20 protein-coding genes and 1 pseudogene are annotated in these 19,495 nt (G+C 71.6%); 8 read left to right on the top strand and 13 right to left on the bottom strand.

The genetic code is table 11. From position 1 onward, the window contains the following. Window positions 1–27 precede the first annotated feature (27 nt). A complete protein-coding gene (locus GA0070619_RS10410) occupies window positions 28–1,236 on the bottom strand; it encodes a D-alanyl-D-alanine carboxypeptidase family protein (protein WP_088947870.1) in 1,209 nt (402 codons plus the stop codon). Between the two features lie 14 nt (window positions 1,237–1,250). Beyond that, window positions 1,251–2,018 (bottom strand): MerR family transcriptional regulator, encoded by a 768-nt coding sequence (locus GA0070619_RS10405; RefSeq protein ID WP_197699631.1) that lies wholly within the window; start codon window positions 2,016–2,018, stop codon window positions 1,251–1,253. A gap of 166 nt (window positions 2,019–2,184) precedes the next feature. Here GA0070619_RS10405 and GA0070619_RS10400 point away from each other — a divergent pair, with 166 nt between their 5' ends. Then, window positions 2,185–4,461: an ATP-binding cassette domain-containing protein gene (locus GA0070619_RS10400; RefSeq protein ID WP_088947868.1), complete on the top strand. Its 2,277-nt coding sequence runs from the start codon at window positions 2,185–2,187 to the stop codon at window positions 4,459–4,461. Between the two features lie 114 nt (window positions 4,462–4,575). Here the strand turns inward: GA0070619_RS10400 and GA0070619_RS10395 are convergent, their stop codons facing one another. The 3 genes and pseudogenes from GA0070619_RS10395 to GA0070619_RS10385 form a co-directional block, all read right to left on the bottom strand. After that, window positions 4,576–4,995 carry a protein-tyrosine phosphatase family protein gene (locus GA0070619_RS10395; protein ID WP_088947867.1) on the bottom strand — a complete coding sequence of 140 codons (420 nt, stop codon included), beginning with the start codon at window positions 4,993–4,995 and terminating at the stop codon, window positions 4,576–4,578. A 631-nt stretch (window positions 4,996–5,626) separates the two neighbouring features. Beyond that, window positions 5,627–6,187, bottom strand: coding sequence for a hypothetical protein (locus GA0070619_RS10390; RefSeq protein ID WP_088947866.1), 561 nt, complete (start codon window positions 6,185–6,187; stop codon window positions 5,627–5,629). Window positions 6,188–7,262: 1,075 nt separating this feature from the next. Next, window positions 7,263–7,925, bottom strand: a pseudogene (locus tag GA0070619_RS10385) (DedA family protein); the annotation flags it as partial. Here GA0070619_RS10385 and GA0070619_RS10380 point away from each other — a divergent pair. The 4 genes from GA0070619_RS10380 (at window position 7,924) to GA0070619_RS10365 (ending at window position 10,603) form a co-directional block, all read left to right on the top strand. After that, window positions 7,924–8,706 (top strand): carbon-nitrogen hydrolase family protein, encoded by a 783-nt coding sequence (locus tag GA0070619_RS10380; protein WP_088947864.1) that lies wholly within the window; start codon window positions 7,924–7,926, stop codon window positions 8,704–8,706. The pseudogene GA0070619_RS10385 and the gene GA0070619_RS10380 overlap by 2 nt on opposite strands. Window positions 8,707–8,771: 65 nt before the next feature. After that, window positions 8,772–9,572, top strand: coding sequence for an alpha/beta fold hydrolase (locus tag GA0070619_RS10375; protein WP_172862021.1), 801 nt, complete (start codon window positions 8,772–8,774; stop codon window positions 9,570–9,572). 46 nt (window positions 9,573–9,618) lie between these two features. Then, on the top strand, window positions 9,619–10,059 hold the full coding sequence (locus GA0070619_RS10370; RefSeq protein ID WP_088951692.1) for a VOC family protein: 441 nt from the start codon (window positions 9,619–9,621) through the stop codon (window positions 10,057–10,059). A gap of 46 nt (window positions 10,060–10,105) precedes the next feature. Beyond that, window positions 10,106–10,603, top strand: a complete 498-nt coding sequence (locus tag GA0070619_RS10365; RefSeq protein WP_088947863.1) for a DinB family protein — start codon at window positions 10,106–10,108, stop codon at window positions 10,601–10,603. A gap of 9 nt (window positions 10,604–10,612) precedes the next feature. On the opposite strand, the gene GA0070619_RS10360 is transcribed toward GA0070619_RS10365, so the two are convergent. Next, on the bottom strand, window positions 10,613–11,488 hold the full coding sequence (locus tag GA0070619_RS10360; RefSeq protein ID WP_088947862.1) for an alpha/beta fold hydrolase: 876 nt from the start codon (window positions 11,486–11,488) through the stop codon (window positions 10,613–10,615). 99 nt (window positions 11,489–11,587) lie between these two features. Here GA0070619_RS10360 and GA0070619_RS10355 point away from each other — a divergent pair, with 99 nt between their 5' ends. Next, window positions 11,588–12,112, top strand: coding sequence for a GNAT family N-acetyltransferase (locus GA0070619_RS10355; RefSeq protein WP_088947861.1), 525 nt, complete (start codon window positions 11,588–11,590; stop codon window positions 12,110–12,112). Here the strand turns inward: GA0070619_RS10355 and GA0070619_RS10350 are convergent. The 4 genes from GA0070619_RS10350 to GA0070619_RS10335 all read right to left on the bottom strand — a co-directional run bounded on the left by GA0070619_RS10350 (window position 12,102) and on the right by GA0070619_RS10335 (window position 15,582). Next, complete coding sequence (locus tag GA0070619_RS10350; protein WP_088947860.1) at window positions 12,102–12,743, bottom strand: histidine phosphatase family protein; 642 nt, start codon at window positions 12,741–12,743, stop codon at window positions 12,102–12,104. The two genes, GA0070619_RS10355 and GA0070619_RS10350, sit on opposite strands and share 11 nt — an antisense overlap. A gap of 33 nt (window positions 12,744–12,776) precedes the next feature. After that, window positions 12,777–14,222, bottom strand: a complete 1,446-nt coding sequence (locus GA0070619_RS10345; protein WP_231927364.1) for a serine/threonine-protein kinase — start codon at window positions 14,220–14,222, stop codon at window positions 12,777–12,779. Between the two features lie 110 nt (window positions 14,223–14,332). Then, the gene (locus GA0070619_RS10340; RefSeq protein WP_172862020.1) at window positions 14,333–14,536 is read right to left on the bottom strand and encodes a hypothetical protein; all 204 of its coding nucleotides are present in this window, start codon (window positions 14,534–14,536) and stop codon (window positions 14,333–14,335) included. Between the two features lie 2 nt (window positions 14,537–14,538). Next, window positions 14,539–15,582, bottom strand: a complete 1,044-nt coding sequence (locus GA0070619_RS10335; RefSeq protein WP_231927363.1) for a LacI family DNA-binding transcriptional regulator — start codon at window positions 15,580–15,582, stop codon at window positions 14,539–14,541. Window positions 15,583–15,911: 329 nt separating this feature from the next. On the opposite strand from GA0070619_RS10335, the gene GA0070619_RS10325 reads away from it, so the two are divergent. Next, window positions 15,912–16,313, top strand: coding sequence for a winged helix-turn-helix transcriptional regulator (locus GA0070619_RS10325; RefSeq protein WP_088947855.1), 402 nt, complete (start codon window positions 15,912–15,914; stop codon window positions 16,311–16,313). A gap of 40 nt (window positions 16,314–16,353) precedes the next feature. On the opposite strand, the gene GA0070619_RS10320 is transcribed toward GA0070619_RS10325, so the two are convergent. From GA0070619_RS10320 to GA0070619_RS10310, 3 genes are all read right to left on the bottom strand, one after another. After that, the gene (locus tag GA0070619_RS10320) at window positions 16,354–17,196 is read right to left on the bottom strand and encodes an SAM-dependent methyltransferase (RefSeq protein WP_088951691.1); all 843 of its coding nucleotides are present in this window, start codon (window positions 17,194–17,196) and stop codon (window positions 16,354–16,356) included. A gap of 116 nt (window positions 17,197–17,312) precedes the next feature. Continuing rightward, window positions 17,313–18,194, bottom strand: coding sequence for a helix-turn-helix domain-containing protein (locus GA0070619_RS10315; RefSeq protein ID WP_406085339.1), 882 nt, complete (start codon window positions 18,192–18,194; stop codon window positions 17,313–17,315). A gap of 145 nt (window positions 18,195–18,339) precedes the next feature. Further along, on the bottom strand, window positions 18,340–18,579 hold the full coding sequence (locus GA0070619_RS10310; RefSeq protein WP_088947853.1) for a DUF397 domain-containing protein: 240 nt from the start codon (window positions 18,577–18,579) through the stop codon (window positions 18,340–18,342). Between the two features lie 264 nt (window positions 18,580–18,843). On the opposite strand from GA0070619_RS10310, the gene GA0070619_RS10305 reads away from it, so the two are divergent. Then, window positions 18,844–19,494, top strand: coding sequence for a GGDEF domain-containing protein (locus GA0070619_RS10305; protein ID WP_088951690.1), 651 nt, complete (start codon window positions 18,844–18,846; stop codon window positions 19,492–19,494). Window position 19,495: the final 1 nt, after the last annotated feature.

Below are 19,495 nucleotides of genomic sequence, written 5' to 3'. Positions count from 1 at the left end.
TGGAGGGCAGCGCCGGATGTCGATCCGTCAGGGCAGCCGACGGCGGCGGCGCCACAGCAGCCCGCCCAGCAGCATCACCACACCCGCGGCGCTCACCGCGGTCACCGACCAGAGCCAACCCGAGCCGGTACGCGTCGGCCCGCTGGCTGCCGCCGGCCGAGGCGCACCCGGCACCGCCAGCGCGGACGGCGCAGCCGACGGCGTCGCGGTCAACTCACCCGGCTCGACCAGCCGGCCGACGGAGGCGTCCCGGGGCAGCGTGAAACCCCAGTCCAGCAGGGCGGCGCCCTGCTCCCAACCGCGCATGGGCGTGGACTCCGCGCCCAGCAACGTCACCACCAGGCGTCGCCCGCCGCGTTCCGCCGCGCCCACGTAGGTGTGCCGCGCGAGGTCGGTGAAGCCGGTCTTGCCGCCGAGCGCTCCCGGGTACCGGTAGATGAGCTGGTTCTCGTTCTGGATCTCGAAACCCTTGGTGCGCTGCGCCGGCTGGACGGGAATCCGCGTGTGCTCGGTCAGCGCGTACCGGCGGAAGGTCGGATCGGCGAAGCAGGCCCGGGCGATCAACGCCAGGTCGTACGCGCTGGTGAACTGCCCCCGGCCATCCAGCCCGGACGGGGTTACCGCGTGCGTCTGGAGCGCGCCGAGATGGTGTGCGTGCTCGTTCATGGCGCGTACGCCGGCGGCGCTGTCGGTCCCGCTGCCGAGTCGGGCCAGCGCGTTGGCGGCCTCGTTGCCGGAGTTGAGCAGCAACCCGAGCCAGATTGTCTCGATGGTGTACCGGCCGCCCGCGACGAGACCCACGGCCGAGGAGCCGGGCTCGATGTTCATGTCGTCCTCGGTGACGGTGACCGTCTGCTTCGGGTCGAGCCGGGGCAGCATCGTGGCCGCGAGCAGGAGCTTCTGCACGCTGGCCGGGGTGCCGTACTCGTGGGGGCCGCACCCGCCGAGGATCTGGCCGCTGTCCAGGTCGGCGATCAGCCACGAGGTGGCGCTGACCCCCGGTGGCGCGCTGACGCCGGCCGGCGCGACCAGGCCGGTCGTGTCCAGCGCCGCGCCGCCGACCACCCGCTGCTCGGGCACGGCGGGCGGGGGCGAGGGCCGGGGCGGGCGGGACACCCCCGGCGCCGGCGCGCGGGGGCACCGCACGACCGATGCGGCGGACGCTCCGGCGGAGGCGACCGGCGCGGGAGCGAGCAGAACGGCGGACGCGGTGGCCGCCAGCAGCGCAGTCCTCATGTGCCCGACCCTAGTCAACAAGATCCTCCGGCGGGACGGGTTGCCGCGGTCGGTCGGCCCGCCTCCTCGCGAGCGCGCAGGTAGTCGTCCAGGCCGGCACTGCCCCGCAGCCGGCGCAGACTGCGCGCGTGCAGCTCCTGCTCGCGGCGGGCAAGCTCCGCGCGGACCCGCTGCGGGCTCCCGGTGGTCCGCAACTCCCCCAGCACCGCCTCGATGATCTCGAACGGGTACGCACCTCGGCGCAGCAACGCGATGACCTGCGCGGCACGCAGCTCGGCCTCGTCGTACACCCGGTAGTTGGTGCCCGGGGTGCGGCGCGGCCGCAGCAGCCCGCGCTGCTCCCACAGCCGTAGCTGCGAGGTCCGGACGCCGACCAGGGCGGCGACCTCGCCGATGCGGGCGGCGCGGCGTGGTGCGGGCCGGGCCGCCGGTGGGCTGGCCAGCACGGTCTCGAACGCGCCGAGCACCCGGCGGATCTCGGCGCGTTCGCGGTCCAGTTCGGCGTGACCGCCGTCGAGCGCCGCGAGGGCGGCCGGCAGGTCACCCCCGTGCACCGCCGACATGATCTCCTGGGTACGACTCCAGCCGTGCCCCTCGGCCAACCGCCGCGCCACGGTGAGCGCCCGGGCGTGCTCGGTCGTGAAGATCCGGTAGCCGCTCGCGGTGCGCCCCGCCGGCGGCAGCACCCCCGACTCGACGTAGTTGCGCACCTGCTGCACCGAGATCCCCACGGTGGCCGCCAGGTCGACGGCGCGCAGCCGACTCTCCCGGGTGCCGTCCACGCGAGTCACCCTACCGCTTACGACGTGATTTGAGACTTTCCGGGACGTGCTGCTGACGCGAGCGCTCGAATTCCGGCAAAAGTCTCTACGTGGTGATGAATGAGACAATAGAACCCGCCAGCATCGCGGGGGAAAGAGTCCCGCCACGACTCTGTGAAGGGTTCGCATGTCGCAGCCAGCATGGTCCGCCGCCGACAGCCACGACATGATCGAGGTACGCGGAGCGCGGGAGAACAATCTCGCCAGCGTCTCGGTCGACATCCCCAAGCGCCGGTTGACCGTCTTCACCGGTGTCTCCGGATCGGGCAAGTCGTCGCTGGTCTTCGGCACCATCGCCGCCGAGTCCCAGCGCATGATCAACGAGACCTACAGCGCGTTCCTCCAGTCGTTCATGCCGAACCTCAACCGGCCGGACGTCGACTCGCTGCGCAACCTCAGCGCGGCCATCGTCGTCGACCAGGAGCGGATGGGCGTCAACTCCCGCTCCACCGTCGGCACCGCCACAGACGCGTACGCGATGCTGCGGATCCTCTTCAGCCGGGTCGGCCAGCCGTCGATCGGCGGCGCCGGGGCGTTCAGCTTCAACCTGCCCGAGGGCATGTGCACCACCTGTGAAGGGCTGGGCCGCGTCTCCGACCTCGACATCAACGAGTTGGTGGACGTCGAGCGCTCCCTCAACGACGGCGCGATCACCGTGCCGAACTTCGCTGTCGACTCCTGGTACTGGCAGACCATCGTCGGCTCCGGCCTGTTCGACCCGGACGTCAAGCTGCAGGACTTCACCCCGCAACAGTGGGAGGACTTCCTCCACAAGCCGGCCACCAAGATCAAGGTGGGGAGCAACAACTGGACGTACGAGGGTCTGGCCGTCAAGGTCAAGCGGCTCCTCCTGACCAAGGACCGCGAGTCGATGCAACCGCACATCCGCGCCTTCGTCGACCGGGCCGTCACCTTCACCACCTGCGGCGACTGCGCCGGCACCCGACTCAACGCGGCGGCTCTGTCATCGCGGATCGCCGGACGCAACATCGCCGACTGCTCGGCCATGCAGATCAGCGACCTGGCGACGTTCGTCCGAGGCATCGACGACCCCGGGGTCGCACCACTGATCGCCAACCTCCGGGACCTGCTGGAGTCCCTGGTCGAGATCGGGTTGGGCTACCTCAGCCTGGACCGGGAGTCGGCCACCCTCTCCGGCGGTGAGGCCCAGCGGGTGAAGATGGTCCGGCACCTCGGCTCCAGTCTGTCCGACGTCACGTACGTCTTCGACGAACCCACAGTCGGCCTGCACCCGCACGACATCGCCCGGATGAACGACCTGCTGCTGCGGTTGCGCGACAAGGGCAACACCGTGCTGGTGGTCGAGCACAAGCCGGAGACCATCACGATCGCCGACCACGTGGTCGACCTCGGGCCGGGAGCCGGCACCGACGGTGGCCGGATCTGCTTCACCGGCGACGTCCCCGGACTGCGCCGCTCCGACACGCTCACCGGCCGACATCTGGACCACCGGGTGACACTGCGCGACGAGACGCGCCGACCCACCGGGCAGCTCACCATCCGCCAAGCCGACCTGCACAACCTGCGCGACGTGGACGTGGACATCCCACTCGGGGTGCTCACCGTGGTCACCGGAGTCGCCGGCTCCGGCAAGAGCTCACTGATCCACGGGTCGCTGCGCGGCCGGGCCGGGGTCGTGATCGTGGACCAGTCCCCGATCCGGGGGTCCCGACGCAGCAACCCGGCCACCTACAGCGGGCTGCTCGACCCGATCCGTACCGCCTTCGCCAAGGCCAACGGCGTCAAGGCCGCCCTGTTCAGCGCCAACTCCGAGGGCGCCTGCCCGGCCTGCAAGGGAATCGGGCTGATCTACACGGACCTGGCGATGATGGCCGGCGTCGCGAGCGTCTGCGAACGGTGCGAGGGGCGACGCTTCACCGACGAGGTGCTCACGTACACGCTGCGCGGCAAGAACATCAGCGAGGTGCTGGCCATGTCGGTCACCGAGGCGCACGCCTTCTTTCCGCACCTCATCCTCGGCCGGCTGGTCGACGTCGGCCTCGGATACCTCAGCCTCGGCCAGCCGCTGACCACCCTGTCCGGCGGGGAACGGCAGCGACTCAAGCTCGCCATCCACCTGGCGGAGAAGACCACCACGTACGTGCTGGACGAACCCACCACCGGCCTGCACCTCGCCGACGTGGACCAGTTGCTGGCCCTGCTCGACCGGATGGTCGACGCCGGCAACACGGTGATCGTCATCGAGCACCACCAGGCGGTCATGGCGCACGCCGACTGGCTCGTCGACCTCGGCCCGGGCGCCGGGCACGACGGCGGCCGAATCGTCTTCACCGGCACACCCGCCGAACTGGTCGCCCACGGCGACACCCTCACCGCCACCCACCTGCGCGAGTACGTCGGCGAGGCGGCAGCAGTCGCCTAGGCGCGCGACCCGACGGTCAGCGGAGCCTGCGCTGGGCGGCGCGGCTGCGGCGGTCGAGGGCCGGGTGGTCGGGCGGGCGGTGGTCGGCCACGCGTCGGCCGATGGCCGCGGCGGTCAGGTCACGCGGCGCAGCCAGCGTCGCTGCCAGGGCGTCTCCACCGCCTTCGGGTGGTAGCCCGCCCGGACCCACGGCACCGCCCGGTCGGCAGGCAGGCCGTCGAGGATCGCCAGCGCGGCCAACGCCGTTCCGGTGCGCCCCACCCCACCCCGACAGGCCACCTCGACGCGCTCACCGTCGTGCGCCCGCCGCAGCGCCACCCGTAGGGCATCGAGGGCGTCCGCCCGATCGAGCGGTACCCAGAAATCGGGCCACCGGATCTTCCGGTGCGGCCAGGTCGGCTCCGGACCAGACGCCAACAGCAGGGCGAAGTCGGCGGGCGAGGTCACCGCACCGATGCGGCGCCCGCGCACCGTCGCCCCGCTGGGGAGTACGAGTACGCCCGGCTGCTCGGACCATGGCTGCGGCTCGGTCATCCGAGCATTGTGCCGCCACTGCCTCATCCATGGGCACAGACAGCGCCGCCCCCGGGCTTGTGGGCTCGGGGGCGGCGCTGGTGTCGGTGTGCAGGTCGCCTCTCGGCGAGTGGCGCGACGCGGCTCCAGCCGAACGGTATTCCGCGAAGGCATATTAGGTGAGGCCCGGGGACACTGAGTCACACCGACACTGACCACAACCGGCTCGGCCCCCACGTTGTTCCCCCACCTGACCGCACCCGCCCGTCCGATGCACCGCCCGGCTGTCCGCCGTCCCCGCTGGCCGGCGACTGCCCACCGCGACGGCTCGCCGCCCCGCCAGCCACGTGGGCTTACCGCACCGCCGGCCGTACCGCCGGCGCCGAATCGCACCGCCGTCGAGTTGCACCGCCGACCGCCGCACGCCAACGACCATCCACCCACCACCGAGCCGCGCGTCGGCCGCGCCCGGGAGATCTTGGACACTTTCCGTTCTGCGCTAACGGAAACTGTCCAAGATCTCCCGGGCGGCACGCCATCCCCGCAGCGACCAGCCCGTGCGCCTGCCGCACGGAAACGGAAATGCCGCTGGCCGGCACCCCGGGTGGGGGTGCCGGCCAGCGGCGGGTCGTTCAGTGTTCGTGTTGGTGGGTCAGCTGTTCCAGTACTGGGCGACGAGGTCGGTGGCCTGCTGTTCCCACTGGGCGTAGGCATCCGGGTAGGCGGAGACCTGCACGGTCTGCGCGGCGTCGGTCAGCGCCATGTCCTGCCACCCGTCAACCTGCTTGAGGCCCTTGAGGAACGCGGTCGTCGAGTAGGCCGGGTCGGTGATCTGCTCCGGCGTACCCCAACCACTGGTCGGGCGCTGCTGGAACAGGCCCAGCGAGTCATGGTCATTGGCGTCGCCGAGGTGGCCCAGGTTCTCCAGCTTCGACTCCTGCAGGCTCGTCGCGATCGAGATGACCGCGGCGCGCTCAGGCAGGCCGGCCTTCTTCGTCGCGGCGATGATCGCCTTGACGTTCGCGGTCTGCTCGTCGTTGAGGGTGATGTGGGACTGCTCGCCCTGGGGCTTCGGGGCGGCCGACTGCACCGCCACCGCGACCGGCTTGCCATCCACGGGGTTGGCATGGGCGGCGATCGGGCCGGCGAAGACACCACCGGCGAACGCGAGACCAGCAACAGACAACATGCTCTTACGGAAGATCGTGTTCATGGGGGTAGCTCCTTCGGGGGTAGGAACACCCGCACACCGCTCGGGGAAGACGGTGGCGCAGGGTGTGAGCACCTCGTCCGGCGCTGCATCAAACAAAGGGGAAAAGTCTTCGGGGAGATCGGCACCAGTTAAGCGGGGGGCTTGTGGGGGCCGGGTCGGCGGCCTGCGAGTCGGAGGGCTCGGGCGCCGGGGTCGGCGGTGACAAGCGCGGGCTTGTGGCGCCGGGTCCATGTCTAACGACCGGGGGTCGGGGGTCATTCCCGGTGGGCCCACCCGCCGACACCGGCTCGTGTAAAGCGGTGGCGGGGTGGTCGCTCGTGGGGACTGCAACGACCGGGGGCCCGGGGTCATTCCGCAGGCCGGGCCATCCGACGGCACCCGGTGGGCGGGGCGGTGAGGCGGTGGTCCTGCGATCGTCAGAGTGTGTAACGACCCCGCCCCGGCCATCATTCCGACCGACGGGTGCAGCCGGTCACAGCCCACGGAGCCTCCGGATCCGGCAAATCACCCAAAGCCCCACCCCGGCGGTCACGAACCACCCCGGCGGTCACGAACCACCCCGGCCGGGCATGATCGACTCGGCTTCAAGGAAGTCGGGGCATCCGAGGCTTCTGGATGCCCCGACTTCACGAAAACCGAGTCGATCAAGTCCAAGGGCGTCAGTGCCAGGGCCGCCCGGATCGGACAATCACCCCAATCGGGCCGTTGAGTCACGGGACCAGTCCGGGCCGGAAGGTCACCGTCGCCGGCAGCGGAACCGTTCGAGGCAGACGTTCTGGAAAGACCAGAATCGCAACCGACGCAAGCGAAACCGGCCCTACCGCTGGTCGGAGCCCCACGAACCGCTGCGGTAGAGCGTGCCGCGACCACCCGGATCCGGCACACCACCGCCAGCCCCAACCCCACGATCCACGCCAAACCCACCATCGGCCCCGTAACCACCAACGGAACCGAAGCCGCCACCGGAACCGGACCCGCCATCAGAACCAAAGCCACCACCGGAACCGACCCCACCGGGCACACCCGATGACCGGCCCGAGTCGAGGTCATCCGATTCGGGGTTACGGGCAGCGCGCCGTGCCCGCAGCACGCGCGACCCGACGAACCAGGCCAGGCCCGCCACGCAGGCCACGATCACGACGTTCTGGAGTATGCCGACGTACCCCTCGACGAGATGCCAGTTGTCGCCGAGCAGGTAGCCGGCGAGCACGAAGGTCGTGTTCCAGATCAGGCTGCCCAGCGTGGTGTAGAGCAGGAACGTGGCGACGGGCATCCGTTCAACGCCGGCCGGGATGGAGATCAGACTCCGGAAGATCGGGATCATGCGGCCGAAGAAGACCGCCTTCACGCCGTGCCGGAGGAACCACGCCTCGGTCCGGTCCACGTCGGTGAGCTTCACCAGCGGCAGTCGGGCCACGATGGCGCGCATCCGGTCCCGGCCCAGCGACGCCCCGATCAGGTAGAGCGCCAGCGCGCCCACCACCGAGCCCAGTGTGGTCCAGAAGATCGCACCGATCAGGCTGATCCGCCCCTGTGCGGCGACGAACCCGGCCAGCGGCAGGATCACCTCGCTGGGGATCGGCGGAAACAGGTTCTCCAGCGCCACCGCCAGGCCGGCACCCGGCCCACCGAGTCGTTCCACCAGGTCACTGACGTAGCCGACCATCCCATCCTGGGGTGGTTCGGCCGCAGCGGTGGGGGTTCCGGTGGCGAGCACGGCGTGGGACGTTCGAATCATGCGCCCACGTTACGAAGTGATCCTGAGAGCCGACCATGAGGCTGACCGCCCGGCCGCGCGAGTGGACCCCACCGGCGGGGGTGCGGAAACCCGCACCCCGCTACGGCTCGCGGTGGCGCAGCCGCTGTGCGTACCCCTGGATGTCGCGGCGAACGCGCGGGCGCACGCCGCCGCGGTCCGTGCGGCGGGTGCCCGGGTGGTGGTCTTTCCGGAGCTGTCGCTGACCGGGTACGAGTTGGACGCCCCGGTCGTGTCGTCCGATGACCCGCGGTTGGCGCCATTGGTCGAGGCGTGCGGCGAGGTGGGCGCGCTGGCCCTGGCCGGTGCACCGGTCGCGGGTGATCACATCGCGGTGCTGGCGGTGACCGGGGCCGGTGTGACGGTGGCGTACCGGAAGATGTGGCTGGGGGACGCGGAGGCCCGCCGGTTCCGGCCGGGCGATGCGCCGGTCGTGTTCGATGTGGACGGTTGGCGGGTGGGGTTGGCGATCTGCAAGGACACCGGGGTCGCCGCCCACGCGGAGCGGACCGCAGCGCTCGGGATCGACGTCTACGCGGCGGGTGTCCTGGAGTCGGCGCGCGACGCCGCCGTGACGGACCAGCGGGCGCACCGGATCGCCACCGCCCACCGGGTCTGGGTGGCGGTGGCGAGTTTCGCCGGTTCGACCGGCGGTGGTTACACCGAGGCGGCCGGACGGTCGGGGGTGTGGACGCCGCAGGGCGAGGTCGTCGCCCGCGCGGGCACCGAGCCGGGCGAGTCGGTCAGCGTCAGTCTCGGTTGAACGGGCTGTCGACGTCGGACCCATCGCCTACGGTGGGGCCACCGTCATCGACACGAGGAGGGGCCGTGGGCGAGGCCGCGACGACCGGCACGGTCCGCTCGGCGGACGGCACCACCATCGCGTACGAGCGCAGCGGCTCCGGCCCCACGGTGATCCTGGTGGACGCGGCGGGCGCGTTCCGCGAGATGGGTCCGATGAGGTCACTGGCGGCACACCTGGGTGAGGAGTTCACCGTGCTGACCTATGACCGGCGGGGCCGGGGGCAGAGCACCGACACAGTGCCGTACGCGCCGCAGCGGGAGGTCGAGGATCTGCAGGCTCTGATCGACGACGCGGCCGGCGGGTCTGCCGCCCTGTACGGTTTCTCCTCCGGCGCGGTGCTGGCGCTGCTCGCCGTGGCCGGGGGCCTGCCGGTCACTCGACTGGCCGTGTTGGAGCCGCCGTTCGAGCAGGACGAGCAGTCGCCCGACGAGCCGGACCTGGCCGGGGACATCACCAGGCTGGTAACCGCCGGCCGGCGGGGCGATGCGGTGCTGCATTTCCAGCGCAGCATCGGAGTGCCGGCGGAGGTGATCGACGGTATGCGCGACGGGCCGGGCTGGTCGGCCATGGAGGCTCTGGCGCACACTCTGGTCTACGACCTCACCCTGCTCGCGGCCCTGCCGGCCCAGGCGCTGACCACACTTACGATCCCGACGTTGGTGCTCGACAGTGAGCAGAGCGACGCACGGTTGCGAGGCTGGGCGCAGGGGGTGGCCGAGACGTTGCCCGCCGGTCGGCACCGCACCCTGCCCGGCGAGTGGCACGGCGTGTCGGACGAGGTGCTGGCGCCAGTGCTTGCCGACCACTTCGCCGGCCGCGACTGAACGACGACGCGTGGCGCGTGGCGTACGCCTCGGGCAGGATCAGCTGATGAGCACTGTCCCCTCCCGACTGTCCGTGGTCACAGTGGGAGCACGCGACATCGCGGCGTTGCGGTCGTTCTACCGGTCACTGGGGTGGCCTGAGCTGCCGGCCAGCGATAACGGTTGGTCGGCCTTCCTGCTCGGTGGTGTCCTGTTCGCGCTCTACCCGCTGTCGGAGCTGGCCGCCGAGGCGGCGCCGGGCGTGCCCGCCCCGGCCGGTGGCTGGTCGGGCGTCACCCTGGCCTGCAACGTCGACAGCCGTGAGGAGGTCGACGCGGCTTTCGCCGCGGCCGTCGAGGCGGGCGCTACGGTGGTGGCGGCGCCGACCGATCGGTCCTGGGGTGGGCGCTCCGGTTACATCGCGGACCCGGAGGGCAACCGCTGGGAGATCGCCTGGGCGGGCACGGCCCGCTTCGACGAGCGCGGCGCGCTCACCTCGTTCGGCTGAGCGGCTGGTGTTTGCGTCTCGACCATGACCTTGGAATGCTTCGCGGGTGACTTCTTTTCCGGGGACGTTCGCTCACGATGTCATCGACCAGCCGGCGCAGGCGCAGATCGAGGCGTTCATCGACGAGCACCGCCGGGCGCTCAACGGCTGCCTGGACGGGATGACCGAGGAGCAGGCGCGCCGGTCGTTGGTGCCGTCCCGGACCACGCTCCTGGGTCTCGTGAAGCACGCCACGTTCGTGGAGAAGGTCTGGTTCGACGAGGCCGTCACCTGCCGGCCCCGCTCCGAGATCGGCATTCCCGCGACGCCGGACGAGTCGTTCATCCTCGATGACGACGACACGATCGCCTCGATCCAGCGAGCACACCGCGAGGCGTGCGAAGCCTCCCACCGCGCGACGGCGTCGTTGGGCCTGGACGACGTGCTCCGCGGCAACCGGCGCGGCCCGCTGCCGCTGCGTTGGGTGTACCTGCACGTGCTGCGCGAGCTGGCCCAGCACTGTGGGCACGCCGAGATCCTGCGTGAGCAGCTCCTGGCCGAATAGGTCGGGCGGTCAGCCTGCGTCCAGCACCTCCCGCAACCGTGTCGCGAACTCCTCGGGCTTGCCCGCGTAGCCGAACTCACCCCCGAGGAAGCCGCCGTGGTGACTCGGGAACACCACGGGCTGCTGGCCGAGGACGGCCGCCATGCCGAGGGCCGTCCGCGCGGTGTACGTCCCCGCCGACTCCTCACCGACCGCGATCACGATCCGGGTCGGCGCGGCGGTGAGCAGGCCCGCGTCGGGCTGGTAGTCGGTGATCGCCCACGAGTTCTGCGACAACAGCGGGTCGTCGCGGGTGCCGTCGTCGTCGGTCGACATGCCGAACATCGCCGGGTCGGGGGTGGGCTGGGCGAAGTAGGCATCGGTGAACTCGCCCTGCCACGACGTCATCGCGATGAACGCGGCCATGCCGGCGCCGGTGCCCTTCGCCTGGTACGCCTCGTAGAAGCCGGCCCGCGCGCGTTCGGCGGCGCTGGCGTCGGGGAGCACCGCGTTGATCGGCGGCTCGTGCGCCACCAACGTGACGACGTCGTGCGGGTACGTCGCGACGAGTTCGAGTGCCGTCACCGCACCGCCGCTGCTGGCGAACACGTCGACCGGGCCGGCGCCGAGCGCCTCGATCAGCAGGTGCAGGTCGGCCGCCTGCTGCTGCGGCGTGTGGTCGATGCGGCCGTCCGTGCGGACGCTGCGACCGAGCCCGCGCGGGTCGTAGGCGACGACGGTACGGTCGGTGAAGTGCGGGGCGAGCGCGGTGAAGCCCTCCGCCGTCATCGGTTGACCGATCATGAGCAGCACGGGGTGCCCGCCGGACGGGGGCAGCGGACCGCGGACGTCGTAGACCAGGTCGACGCCGGGTACGGCGAGGGTGTGTGTCTGCGTTGTCGTCATGTCGGTGAGACTACGGCCGGCTGAAACCGATGGGCGAGTACGCCGTGCCGACGACATCCGTCGCGTGCCTCTTGGGTTCCGGGCCGCTACCGTCGCGGCATGCCCGACTTGATCGCGCCCACCGTCCGCCTGCACGCCGCCTGGCTGGAGGCGCACGACGAGTGGGGCCCCGGTCTCCACGAGGACGGTTTCGGGCTGCAGTCGACCGACGAGGTGCGATCGTCGGAAGGGTTCGCGGCCTGGGTGACCCGACTGGCCGACCAGTCGGATCCGGCGCAGCCGTTGGATGCGGCTCGCGTGCCGTGCACGTACCGGTGGATCGTCGAGGACGACCGGGTGCTCGGCGGCATCGCGCTGCGACACGAGCTCAACGACCACCTGCTGCGGGTCGCCGGCCACATCGGCTATGGCATCCGCCCGTCCGCACGCGGCAGAGGGCTGGCGACCTGGGCGCTGGGCCGGATGCTCGCCCAGGCGCGGGCGCTCGGGTTGGATCGGGTGCTGCTGGTCTGCGAGGCGGACAACGTCGCGTCGTCGAGGACGATCGAGCGCTGCGGCGGTGTCCTTGAGGGCATCCTGGACACCGACCTCGGACCGGCACGGCGGTACTGGATCACGCTTTAGCCCACCCGCCGGTGTCACCGAAGCGGCGCAGCGTCCACCGGGCGGGAGGCCAACCGCCGGGGTCGTGGTCGGTGGTCCATTCGGTGATCGAGGCCGGAGGCACGTCCAGGTCGAACCCCCGAAAGACCGGCTGCGCGGCGAGCGCGTGGAACGCGCCCTCGACAGTTTCGCTGTGACCGACCAGAACCACTGTGGCGCCCCGGTGCCGGTGGGCGATCTCCATGATCGCCCGGCTGACCCGGACGACCAGTTCGGCCCAGCTCTCGTTGCCCTCCTCGAACGGCCGGAACACGCCCCCGCCGGGCACCGCGTGTTCGGTGCGGAAGCGGGCGGTCGGCAGGCCGTCGGCGTACGGGGGTGTGTGCCAGGTGCACAGGCCACAGTCGGCCACGGGCCGAACGCCGAAGGCGGTGGCGATCGGTTGGGCGGTCTCGACCGCCCTGCGCAGCACGGACGAGTAGACCGCCACCGGCCGGTCGGCGGCGACCTCGTTGGTGAGCCGGTTGGCGAGATCGTGTGCCTGTTCGTGGCCGAGGGCGGTGAGGCCCCGACAACCACGTGGCCCGCCCACGATTCCTTCGAGCTGGTGGAGCGACTCGCCATGTCGCACGAAGATCAGACGTGTCCGCATCGGGACATCATGCCAGCGGTATCGACGGGGATATCAGTCGTCCGTACGGCCGGTGGTGAAGCTGCCGGTCTGCGCTAGCAGAGCGTCGAGTTGGGCGCCCGTCTGCGCTGCCAGCCGGTCGCGTTCCACCAGCTCGGCGATGCGTTCCCGCAGGTCGGCGACGCGCTTGGCTCGGTCCCTGCTGTGCCGGCTCAGGTCGGCCAGGTCGTCGCGCAGATCTTCGGCGGTCCTGGGGTCGATGTCACCGCGGGCCACCGCGTTGGCGAGGACGGCGGAGAACCCGCTGGTCACCTCCCGCAGGCTGACCGGCACCTGCTGCCCGGCGGTCGGTGGGGCGGTGCTGGCGCTGGGTCGGGGCGAGGAGGGTGCCGTCGGCGTCGGCGACTGCGTCGTGGGTGTGGGCTTGGGGGCGGAGGTCGACGGTGGGGCGGCCACCTGCGGAGAGCTGGGTGCGCCCGGTGTGCCGAGGGGACCTTCGGCGAGCAGGGCGCCGACGCCGACCAGCACGGCGAGGCCGGCTGCGCCCAGCACGGCGAGGGGTCGGCGCGACCGGCGGCGGGCCGGCGCGGCGGCGACCGGGGCGGGGCGTGCCGCCGAGCGGTCGATCAGGGTGGGAGGGTGAGCCGCCGGGAGGACACGCCGCAGCAGCTCGGTGGGCGGCTCGACCGGCTGGCCGGCGCCGAAGCGGCGGGCCAGGTGCGCGGCGCTCGGCCGGTCGGCCGGGTTGGCGGCCAGACAGGCGAGGGTCAGCTCGGCGATGTCGGCGGGGAGGCCGGGCACCCGCAGCGGCGGCACCGGAGTGCCACGTCGGTGCACCTCCAGCGCGTCCTCCCAGCTCTGCACGGGCAGCGGCGCCTGCCCGGTGAGGGTGCGGTAGAGCAGCGCGCCGAGGGCGTAGATGTCGCTGGCGGGGTCGGGCGGGCCGGCGGTCAGCCGCTCGGGGGCGAAGTAGGCGGGTGTGCCCATCAGCGGCTCGCCGGACTGACTGTCGAGCCCGCCGAGGGCGGCGATGCCGAAGTCGAGCACCTTGGCGCCGGTGTCGGTCAGCATGACGTTGCCGGGCTTGACGTCGCGGTGCACGACGCCGATGCGATGCGCGGCGGCCAGTGCGGCGGCGATCTGCCCGGCCACCCGGACCGCCTCCGGCCACGGCAGTGGCCCGGTCCGCAGCCGGTCGGCCAGGTTGTGGCCGTCGACGAGTTCCATCACCAGGTACGGGACAACGACGCCGCCGGCCAGGGTCGCCTCGGCGTAGTCGTACACCTGGGTCACGTGTGGGTGGGTCAGCCGGGCGGCAGCGCGGGCCTCGCGTTGGATGGTGGCCCGCAGTTGCGGGTCGGCGGCGAGCTGCCCGGCGAGGACCTTGATGGCGACGGGCCGGCCGAGCACGTCGTCGTCGGCCCGCCACACCTCGGACATGCCGCCGAGACCGATCCGCTCGTGCAGTACGTAGCGGTCGTGGAGACGGAGGGTGGGCATGAAGGGCGACATGGCTTCACCAGTCTGCCTGGTCACGCCCAACTCGACCACCCTCCGTGTCCGGGCCCACACTGTTCGTCCCGTGCATGCCGGAATGGGTTTCGTGCGGGTCAGGAGCAGCGGGCGGTGCCGGGCAGCGGTCGCGGCTGGATGCGGTCGGCGAGCCGGCGCAGAGCGAGGGCGGTGGCCTGCCGGGTGGGGGCGAGCAGGGCCCGGCGGGGGCGTTCGACCTGGACCGGGGCGTCCGGTCGGGCCGAGTTGACGTGTCGGTTCATGGCGTCGAGCGCGGTGACGTAGCCGGTGGGAAGTTCCATGGTCAGCTCCTCGGGACAGGTCCGGTGGAGGCCCGGACGACGAGTGCGGTGGGCAGCAACACATGACCGGCCGCGGCGTCCGCGGGCGGGTCGAGCAGGAGTTCGGCGGCGATCCGGCCCTTTTCCTCGGCCGGTTGCCGGACGGTGGTGAGGCCGGCCGCGGCGGCCTCGGGGACGTCGTCGAAGCCGGTCACCGAGACAGTCGGACGATCATGGGCCGGCCGCGCGGCCAGCGCGTCCAGCACACCGAGCGCGAGGACGTCGGAGCCGGCCAGCACGGCGGTCGGCGGTGCGGGTTGGTCGAACAGCCCGGCGATGGCTGCGGCTGCCGCCGGGCGACTGTTGCCGGGGACGTTGACCAGGGTCAGCTCGGCCCAGCCGACGCCGACCTCGGCGAAGGCGTCGGCGAACCCGGTGAGCCGACCTCGGGTGGTCGGGTGCGGCACCTGGTCGACCCCGGCCAGGGTGAGAGGGCCGGCCGGCGCGTCGGGCAGCACGGAGTCGGCGAGCAGCGCCACCCGACGGTGGCCGAGGCCGGCGACGTGCGCGGCGGCACTGCGCGCGGCGGCCCGCTCGTCGATGCCGACGAACCGTTCGTCAGCGCCGGCGTTGTCGCGGGAGGCCGTGCTGACGAACGGCAGCCCGCGTTGGCGGATGACGTCCAACGCCCATTCCTCGTCGGCGACGCAGTAGACGCAGAACCCGTCGACAGCGGCGTTCTCCACCGCCCGTCGGGCGTCGGTCACGGCCGGCGGCAGCGGCACCAGCAGCATGCTCGTGCCGTGCCGCTCGGCCGCCGCGCCGACCCCGGCGAGGAAGCGCACCGCGAACGGGTCGGTGAAGGCGTACGACAGTTGCGAGGTGAACAGCACCCCGATCGACCCGACGAAGCCCCGGCGCAGGGAGCGCGCGGTGGGGTTGGGGCCGGGGTACCCGAGTTGCCGGGCGGCCTCCAGGATCCGCTCACGCAGGGCGGCGGAGAGCTGGTCGGGGCGGCTGTAGGCGTTGGACACGGTGCTGCGGGAGACGCCCACGGCGTCGGCCACGGCTTGCAGTGTTGGCTTCACCGGCACCTCTCTGTATCGATCCAGTCTGTATCGATCCAGAGACTAACCCGACCGGTCGGCATCGGTCAATACGTCGGCTCGACGCGCCGCTGCGGGTGGACCGGTCGGTCCGGTTGACGCCGGCGGCAACGACCCGCACGCGTAGTTGCCCGACTCCCGGCTCCGGGCGGGGCAGGTCGGCGATCTCCAGAACCTCGGGGCCGCCGAACCGGCGGACGATCACAGCTCTCATGCCATCGACGCTAGAAGCGTTAGCATCCGGCGAGAAGGAGGCACCTTCGGGTGCCCTGGGCACCCGGGAGGACGCAATGGCCACCACGACCGCCAGCGAGCGCCGCGAGCGGGACCGTCGCTCCTACAACGCGTTTCTGGCCGAGTGCCCGGGTCACGAGGTGCTGGCGACGCTGAGCGACAAGTGGCTGACGCTGGTCGTGAGCGCATTGGCCGACGGGCCGCAACGGCACAGCGAACTGGCCCGGACGGTGGCCGGGGCGAGCCAGAAGATGCTCACCCAGACGCTGCGCAAGCTCGAGCGCGACGGCCTGGTCAGCCGATCGGTGACCGTCGGCGTGCCGGCCCGGGTCGACTACCAGCTCACCCCGCTGGGCGAGAGCCTCCTGCCGGTGCAGCGCGCGATCAAGGCCTGGGCCGAGGCGCACATCGACGAGGTGCACGCGGCCCGCGCCCGCCACGACGCCTCAGGCGGCTGAACACCCCGCTGATGAATCCCGCCTGCGGGGGTCCGCGCGGTCACGGCAGGCGGGCGACGCCGCCGTACATGCTCACCTCGACCACCGACGGGCGCGGCTGCGGCTCGTTCTCGGCCCGCCACTCGGCGACCGAGGTGATGCCCGGTTCCACCACGTCGAGGTCGACGAAGAAGCGGCTGAACTCGTCCCGGGTGCGCAGGTTGATCAGCCCGTGTGGGCCGCCGCCCCTGGCCGCCGCCCGAGCCTGCGCGGCGACCGCTGGCGGAAGGTACTCGTGGGTGGCGTGCGAGGCGGCCAACCAGCTGCCCGCCGGCAGCGCGTCGAGCAGGTGCCGCACCAGCGCGTACGGGTCGTCGCCGTCGGGCACGAAGTGCAGGACGGCCACCAGCATGAGGGCGACCGGCCGGGACAGGTCGATGGTGCGTCGCAACTCCGGGTGGGCGAGGATCCGCTCCGGGTCGCGCAGGTCGGCGTCGATGTAGGCGGTGGCGCCCTGCGGTGAGCTGCTCAGCAGCGCGCGGGCGTGGGCCAGCACGATCGGATCGTTGTCGACGTAGACCACCCGGGACTCCGGTGCGATGCCCTGGGCGACCTCGTGGGTGTTGTCGGCGGTCGGGATGCCGGTGCCGATGTCGAGGAACTGCCGGATGCCGGCCTCGCGGGTCAGGAAGCCCACGGCCCGCTGGAGGAAACGGCGGTTCTCCAGGGCGGCGGTGCGGATCGTCGGGAAGGCTGCCGCCATCGTGTCGCCGGACTCGCGGTCGGCCTGGAAGTTGTCCTTGCCGCCCAGCCAGTAGTTGTAGCGGCGGGCGGGGTGGGCCACAGTGGTGTCGATCCGGTCGCTCGGCGAGCCGGCCGTTGGGCCCGAGGCCTCGGTGGTCATGGCTGCCTCCGCGATGACGTCCGTCCACTGTCGCCGGTCGCCGACCATGCTAGTGCCACCCGAGCGACCTGCACCGCCCCGAACCGCCTCCACCGAACCGCCGCCCCAGGCAGCGGTCACGCCGGGTAGAGCTCGTCCAGCAACCGGCCGAGAATGTCCGGCGTACGCTCCGGCGGCTCGGCCTCGACGCAGAGCCGTTCCATGGCCACCGCGTAGTAGTCGAGGTCGTCGCGCTTGTCGAGGTAGATGGCGCTGGTGAGCTGTTCGATGTAGACGATGTCGGGCAGCTCCTGGTCACCGAATCGCAGGATGGTGAAGGCTCCCCCGGCGGCGGCGTGACCACCGGCGGCGAACGGGATGACCTGGAGCCGGATGTTGGGTGACTTGGTCGCCTCGATGAGAGCGGTGAGCTGGCCGCGCATGACGGCGGGGCCACCGATCGGGCGCCGTAGGGCTGCCTCGTCCACGACGGCCCAGAGCTGCGGTGGGTTGTCCCGGTGGAGCAACTGCTGACGCTGCATCCGCAGAGCGACGCGGCGCTCGATCTCGTCCGGACCTGCCGCGCCGTGCCCGAGCAGCACGACAGCGCGGGCGTAGTCCCCGGTCTGCAACAGGCCGGGGACGAACTGCACCTCGTAGGTGCGGATCAGCGCGGCTGCGGCCTCCAGGCCCAGGTACGACTGGAACCAGGTCGGCAACACGTCGCCGTAGCGGTGCCACCAGCCGGGGCTGTTGGCGTCGCGGGCGAGCTTGAGCAGCGCGTCACGCTCGTGCTCCTCGGTGACGCCGTAGAGGGTGAGCAGGTCGGAGACGTCGCGTTCCTTGAAGCCGACCCGACCCAGCTCCATCCGACTGATCTTCGACTCAGAGGAACGGATCTCCCAGCCGGCGCCCTCCCGGGTCACCCCGCTGGACTCCCGCAGGCGGCGCAGCTGGGCACCGAGCAGCATGCGCAGCACTGTCGGCCCGGTTGTCGGGCCACCCTCGGCGGGAACCATCGTCACGTGCGGACCTCCGGACACCAACCCCCGTGACCGGGTACCTGGCCCGGCCGACGTGTAAGCATGCCATGGACCGACAGTGAGATGAACTCCTCCGCACCGGTGATTCAGTCCCGTCGCCGGGACGGCTCACGCGGGACGGTCAGTTGATCAGGTGGTCAAAATCCCCGTCGCGCGCTCCGAGCACGAAGGCGGCGATTTCGTCCACTGTGTAGATCAGCGCCGGGCCCTCCGGGTGCCGTGAGTTGCGGACCGCGATGCCCGCTCCCCCGGGCAGCTCGGCGAGTTCGACGCAGTTGCCGCTGGGGTTGCTGCGGCGGCTCTTCTGCCAGCTCAGCGGAGGCAACTGATGGATCGGTACGCCATTGGGTGGCTGATGCATGGAGGCGTCTTTCTGCTCACGAGCCCGCCGGTGGCCGTGGGAGGAGCGGTGACGGCGAGGGGTGCGGTATCGACTTCGGACAGTTCTGCACGTGCATCTGCTATTGCATCTGCACCGGACGGCGAGCATGATAACGCACATGATCGGTGCCCATCCGTTCACGTTGAGTTACCCCCGCAGGGGCAACCATCAGGCAAAAGTGGGCCCGACGCGGTGTGACGTGTCGACCGGAGGCTGGAGGCGGTCGCGGGGATGGGAGGGTTCGTGCCGGATCCGATGAGTGTCGCCTCCGGGATCTGCGCGGCCGGCGCCCTGCTCTCCTCCTGGCAACTACGCCGACGGGCGGTGCGCGCCGAGGCCGAGATCGATCACCTTCAGGCCGAGCTCGCCGCCGAGCGGCACGCCGCGAGTCACGACCCACTCACCGGGCTGCCCAACCGGCGCGCCTTCTACCGCCTGGCGGCCACCCTGCTCACCGACGCGGCCGGTCAGCCGTTGATCGCCGTGGTGCTCGACCTGGACGACTTCAAGCAGATCAACGACCGGTACGGGCACGCCGCCGGCGACCAGGTGCTGATCAGTGTGGCCGACCGGCTCGCCGGTTTCGCCGGGGACAACCTCGTCGCCCGCCTCGGTGGCGACGAGTTCGCCGGGCTGCTCTCCAGCCCCACAGTCGACCGGCGCTGGATCGAGCACTCCACCCGCCGACTCGCCGAGACCGTCGCCGCGCCGATCCGGCTCAACGGGTGCAGCGTCCGTGTCACCGCGTCCGTCGGGCTCGCCCCGGTGTCCGGCCCGGCCCAGCTCACCGACGCGCTCAGCCGCGCCGACGCCGCCATGTACCAGGCGAAGAGCCTCGGCGGTGCCCGGTCACCCCGGCAACTGGTCGACAGCGCCTGGCTGACCGAGCTCTGAC

The sequence above is a fragment of the Micromonospora zamorensis genome (assembly GCF_900090275.1).
GTDB classification, from domain to species: domain Bacteria; phylum Actinomycetota; class Actinomycetes; order Mycobacteriales; family Micromonosporaceae; genus Micromonospora; species Micromonospora zamorensis.
The sequence above is the reverse complement of the archived record's forward strand: the minus strand, read 5'-3'. Positions and strand labels throughout refer to the sequence as shown.

Bases quoted from the DNA above. Each gene is read 5' to 3' on its own strand.
- GA0070619_RS10340 (WP_172862020.1), bottom strand. From the start codon at position 14,536: ATGGAACTTCCCACCGGCTACGTCACCGCGCTCGACGCCATGAACCGA.
- GA0070619_RS10400 (WP_088947868.1), top strand. From the start codon at position 2,185: ATGTCGCAGCCAGCATGGTCCGCCGCCGACAGCCACGACATGATCGAG.
- GA0070619_RS10380 (WP_088947864.1), top strand. From the start codon at position 7,924: ATGCGCCCACGTTACGAAGTGATCCTGAGAGCCGACCATGAGGCTGAC.
- GA0070619_RS10395 (WP_088947867.1), bottom strand. From the start codon at position 4,995: ATGACCGAGCCGCAGCCATGGTCCGAGCAGCCGGGCGTACTCGTACTC.
- GA0070619_RS10390 (WP_088947866.1), bottom strand. From the start codon at position 6,187: ATGAACACGATCTTCCGTAAGAGCATGTTGTCTGTTGCTGGTCTCGCG.
- GA0070619_RS10345 (WP_231927364.1), bottom strand. From the start codon at position 14,222: ATGCCCACCCTCCGTCTCCACGACCGCTACGTACTGCACGAGCGGATC.
- GA0070619_RS10320 (WP_088951691.1), bottom strand. From the start codon at position 17,196: ATGACCACCGAGGCCTCGGGCCCAACGGCCGGCTCGCCGAGCGACCGG.
- GA0070619_RS10410 (WP_088947870.1), bottom strand. From the start codon at position 1,236: ATGAGGACTGCGCTGCTGGCGGCCACCGCGTCCGCCGTTCTGCTCGCT.
- GA0070619_RS10370 (WP_088951692.1), top strand. From the start codon at position 9,619: ATGAGCACTGTCCCCTCCCGACTGTCCGTGGTCACAGTGGGAGCACGC.
- GA0070619_RS10325 (WP_088947855.1), top strand. From the start codon at position 15,912: ATGGCCACCACGACCGCCAGCGAGCGCCGCGAGCGGGACCGTCGCTCC.
- GA0070619_RS10315 (WP_406085339.1), bottom strand. From the start codon at position 18,194: ATGGTTCCCGCCGAGGGTGGCCCGACAACCGGGCCGACAGTGCTGCGC.
- GA0070619_RS10350 (WP_088947860.1), bottom strand. From the start codon at position 12,743: ATGCGGACACGTCTGATCTTCGTGCGACATGGCGAGTCGCTCCACCAG.
- GA0070619_RS10310 (WP_088947853.1), bottom strand. From the start codon at position 18,579: ATGCATCAGCCACCCAATGGCGTACCGATCCATCAGTTGCCTCCGCTG.
- GA0070619_RS10360 (WP_088947862.1), bottom strand. From the start codon at position 11,488: ATGACGACAACGCAGACACACACCCTCGCCGTACCCGGCGTCGACCTG.
- GA0070619_RS10355 (WP_088947861.1), top strand. From the start codon at position 11,588: ATGCCCGACTTGATCGCGCCCACCGTCCGCCTGCACGCCGCCTGGCTG.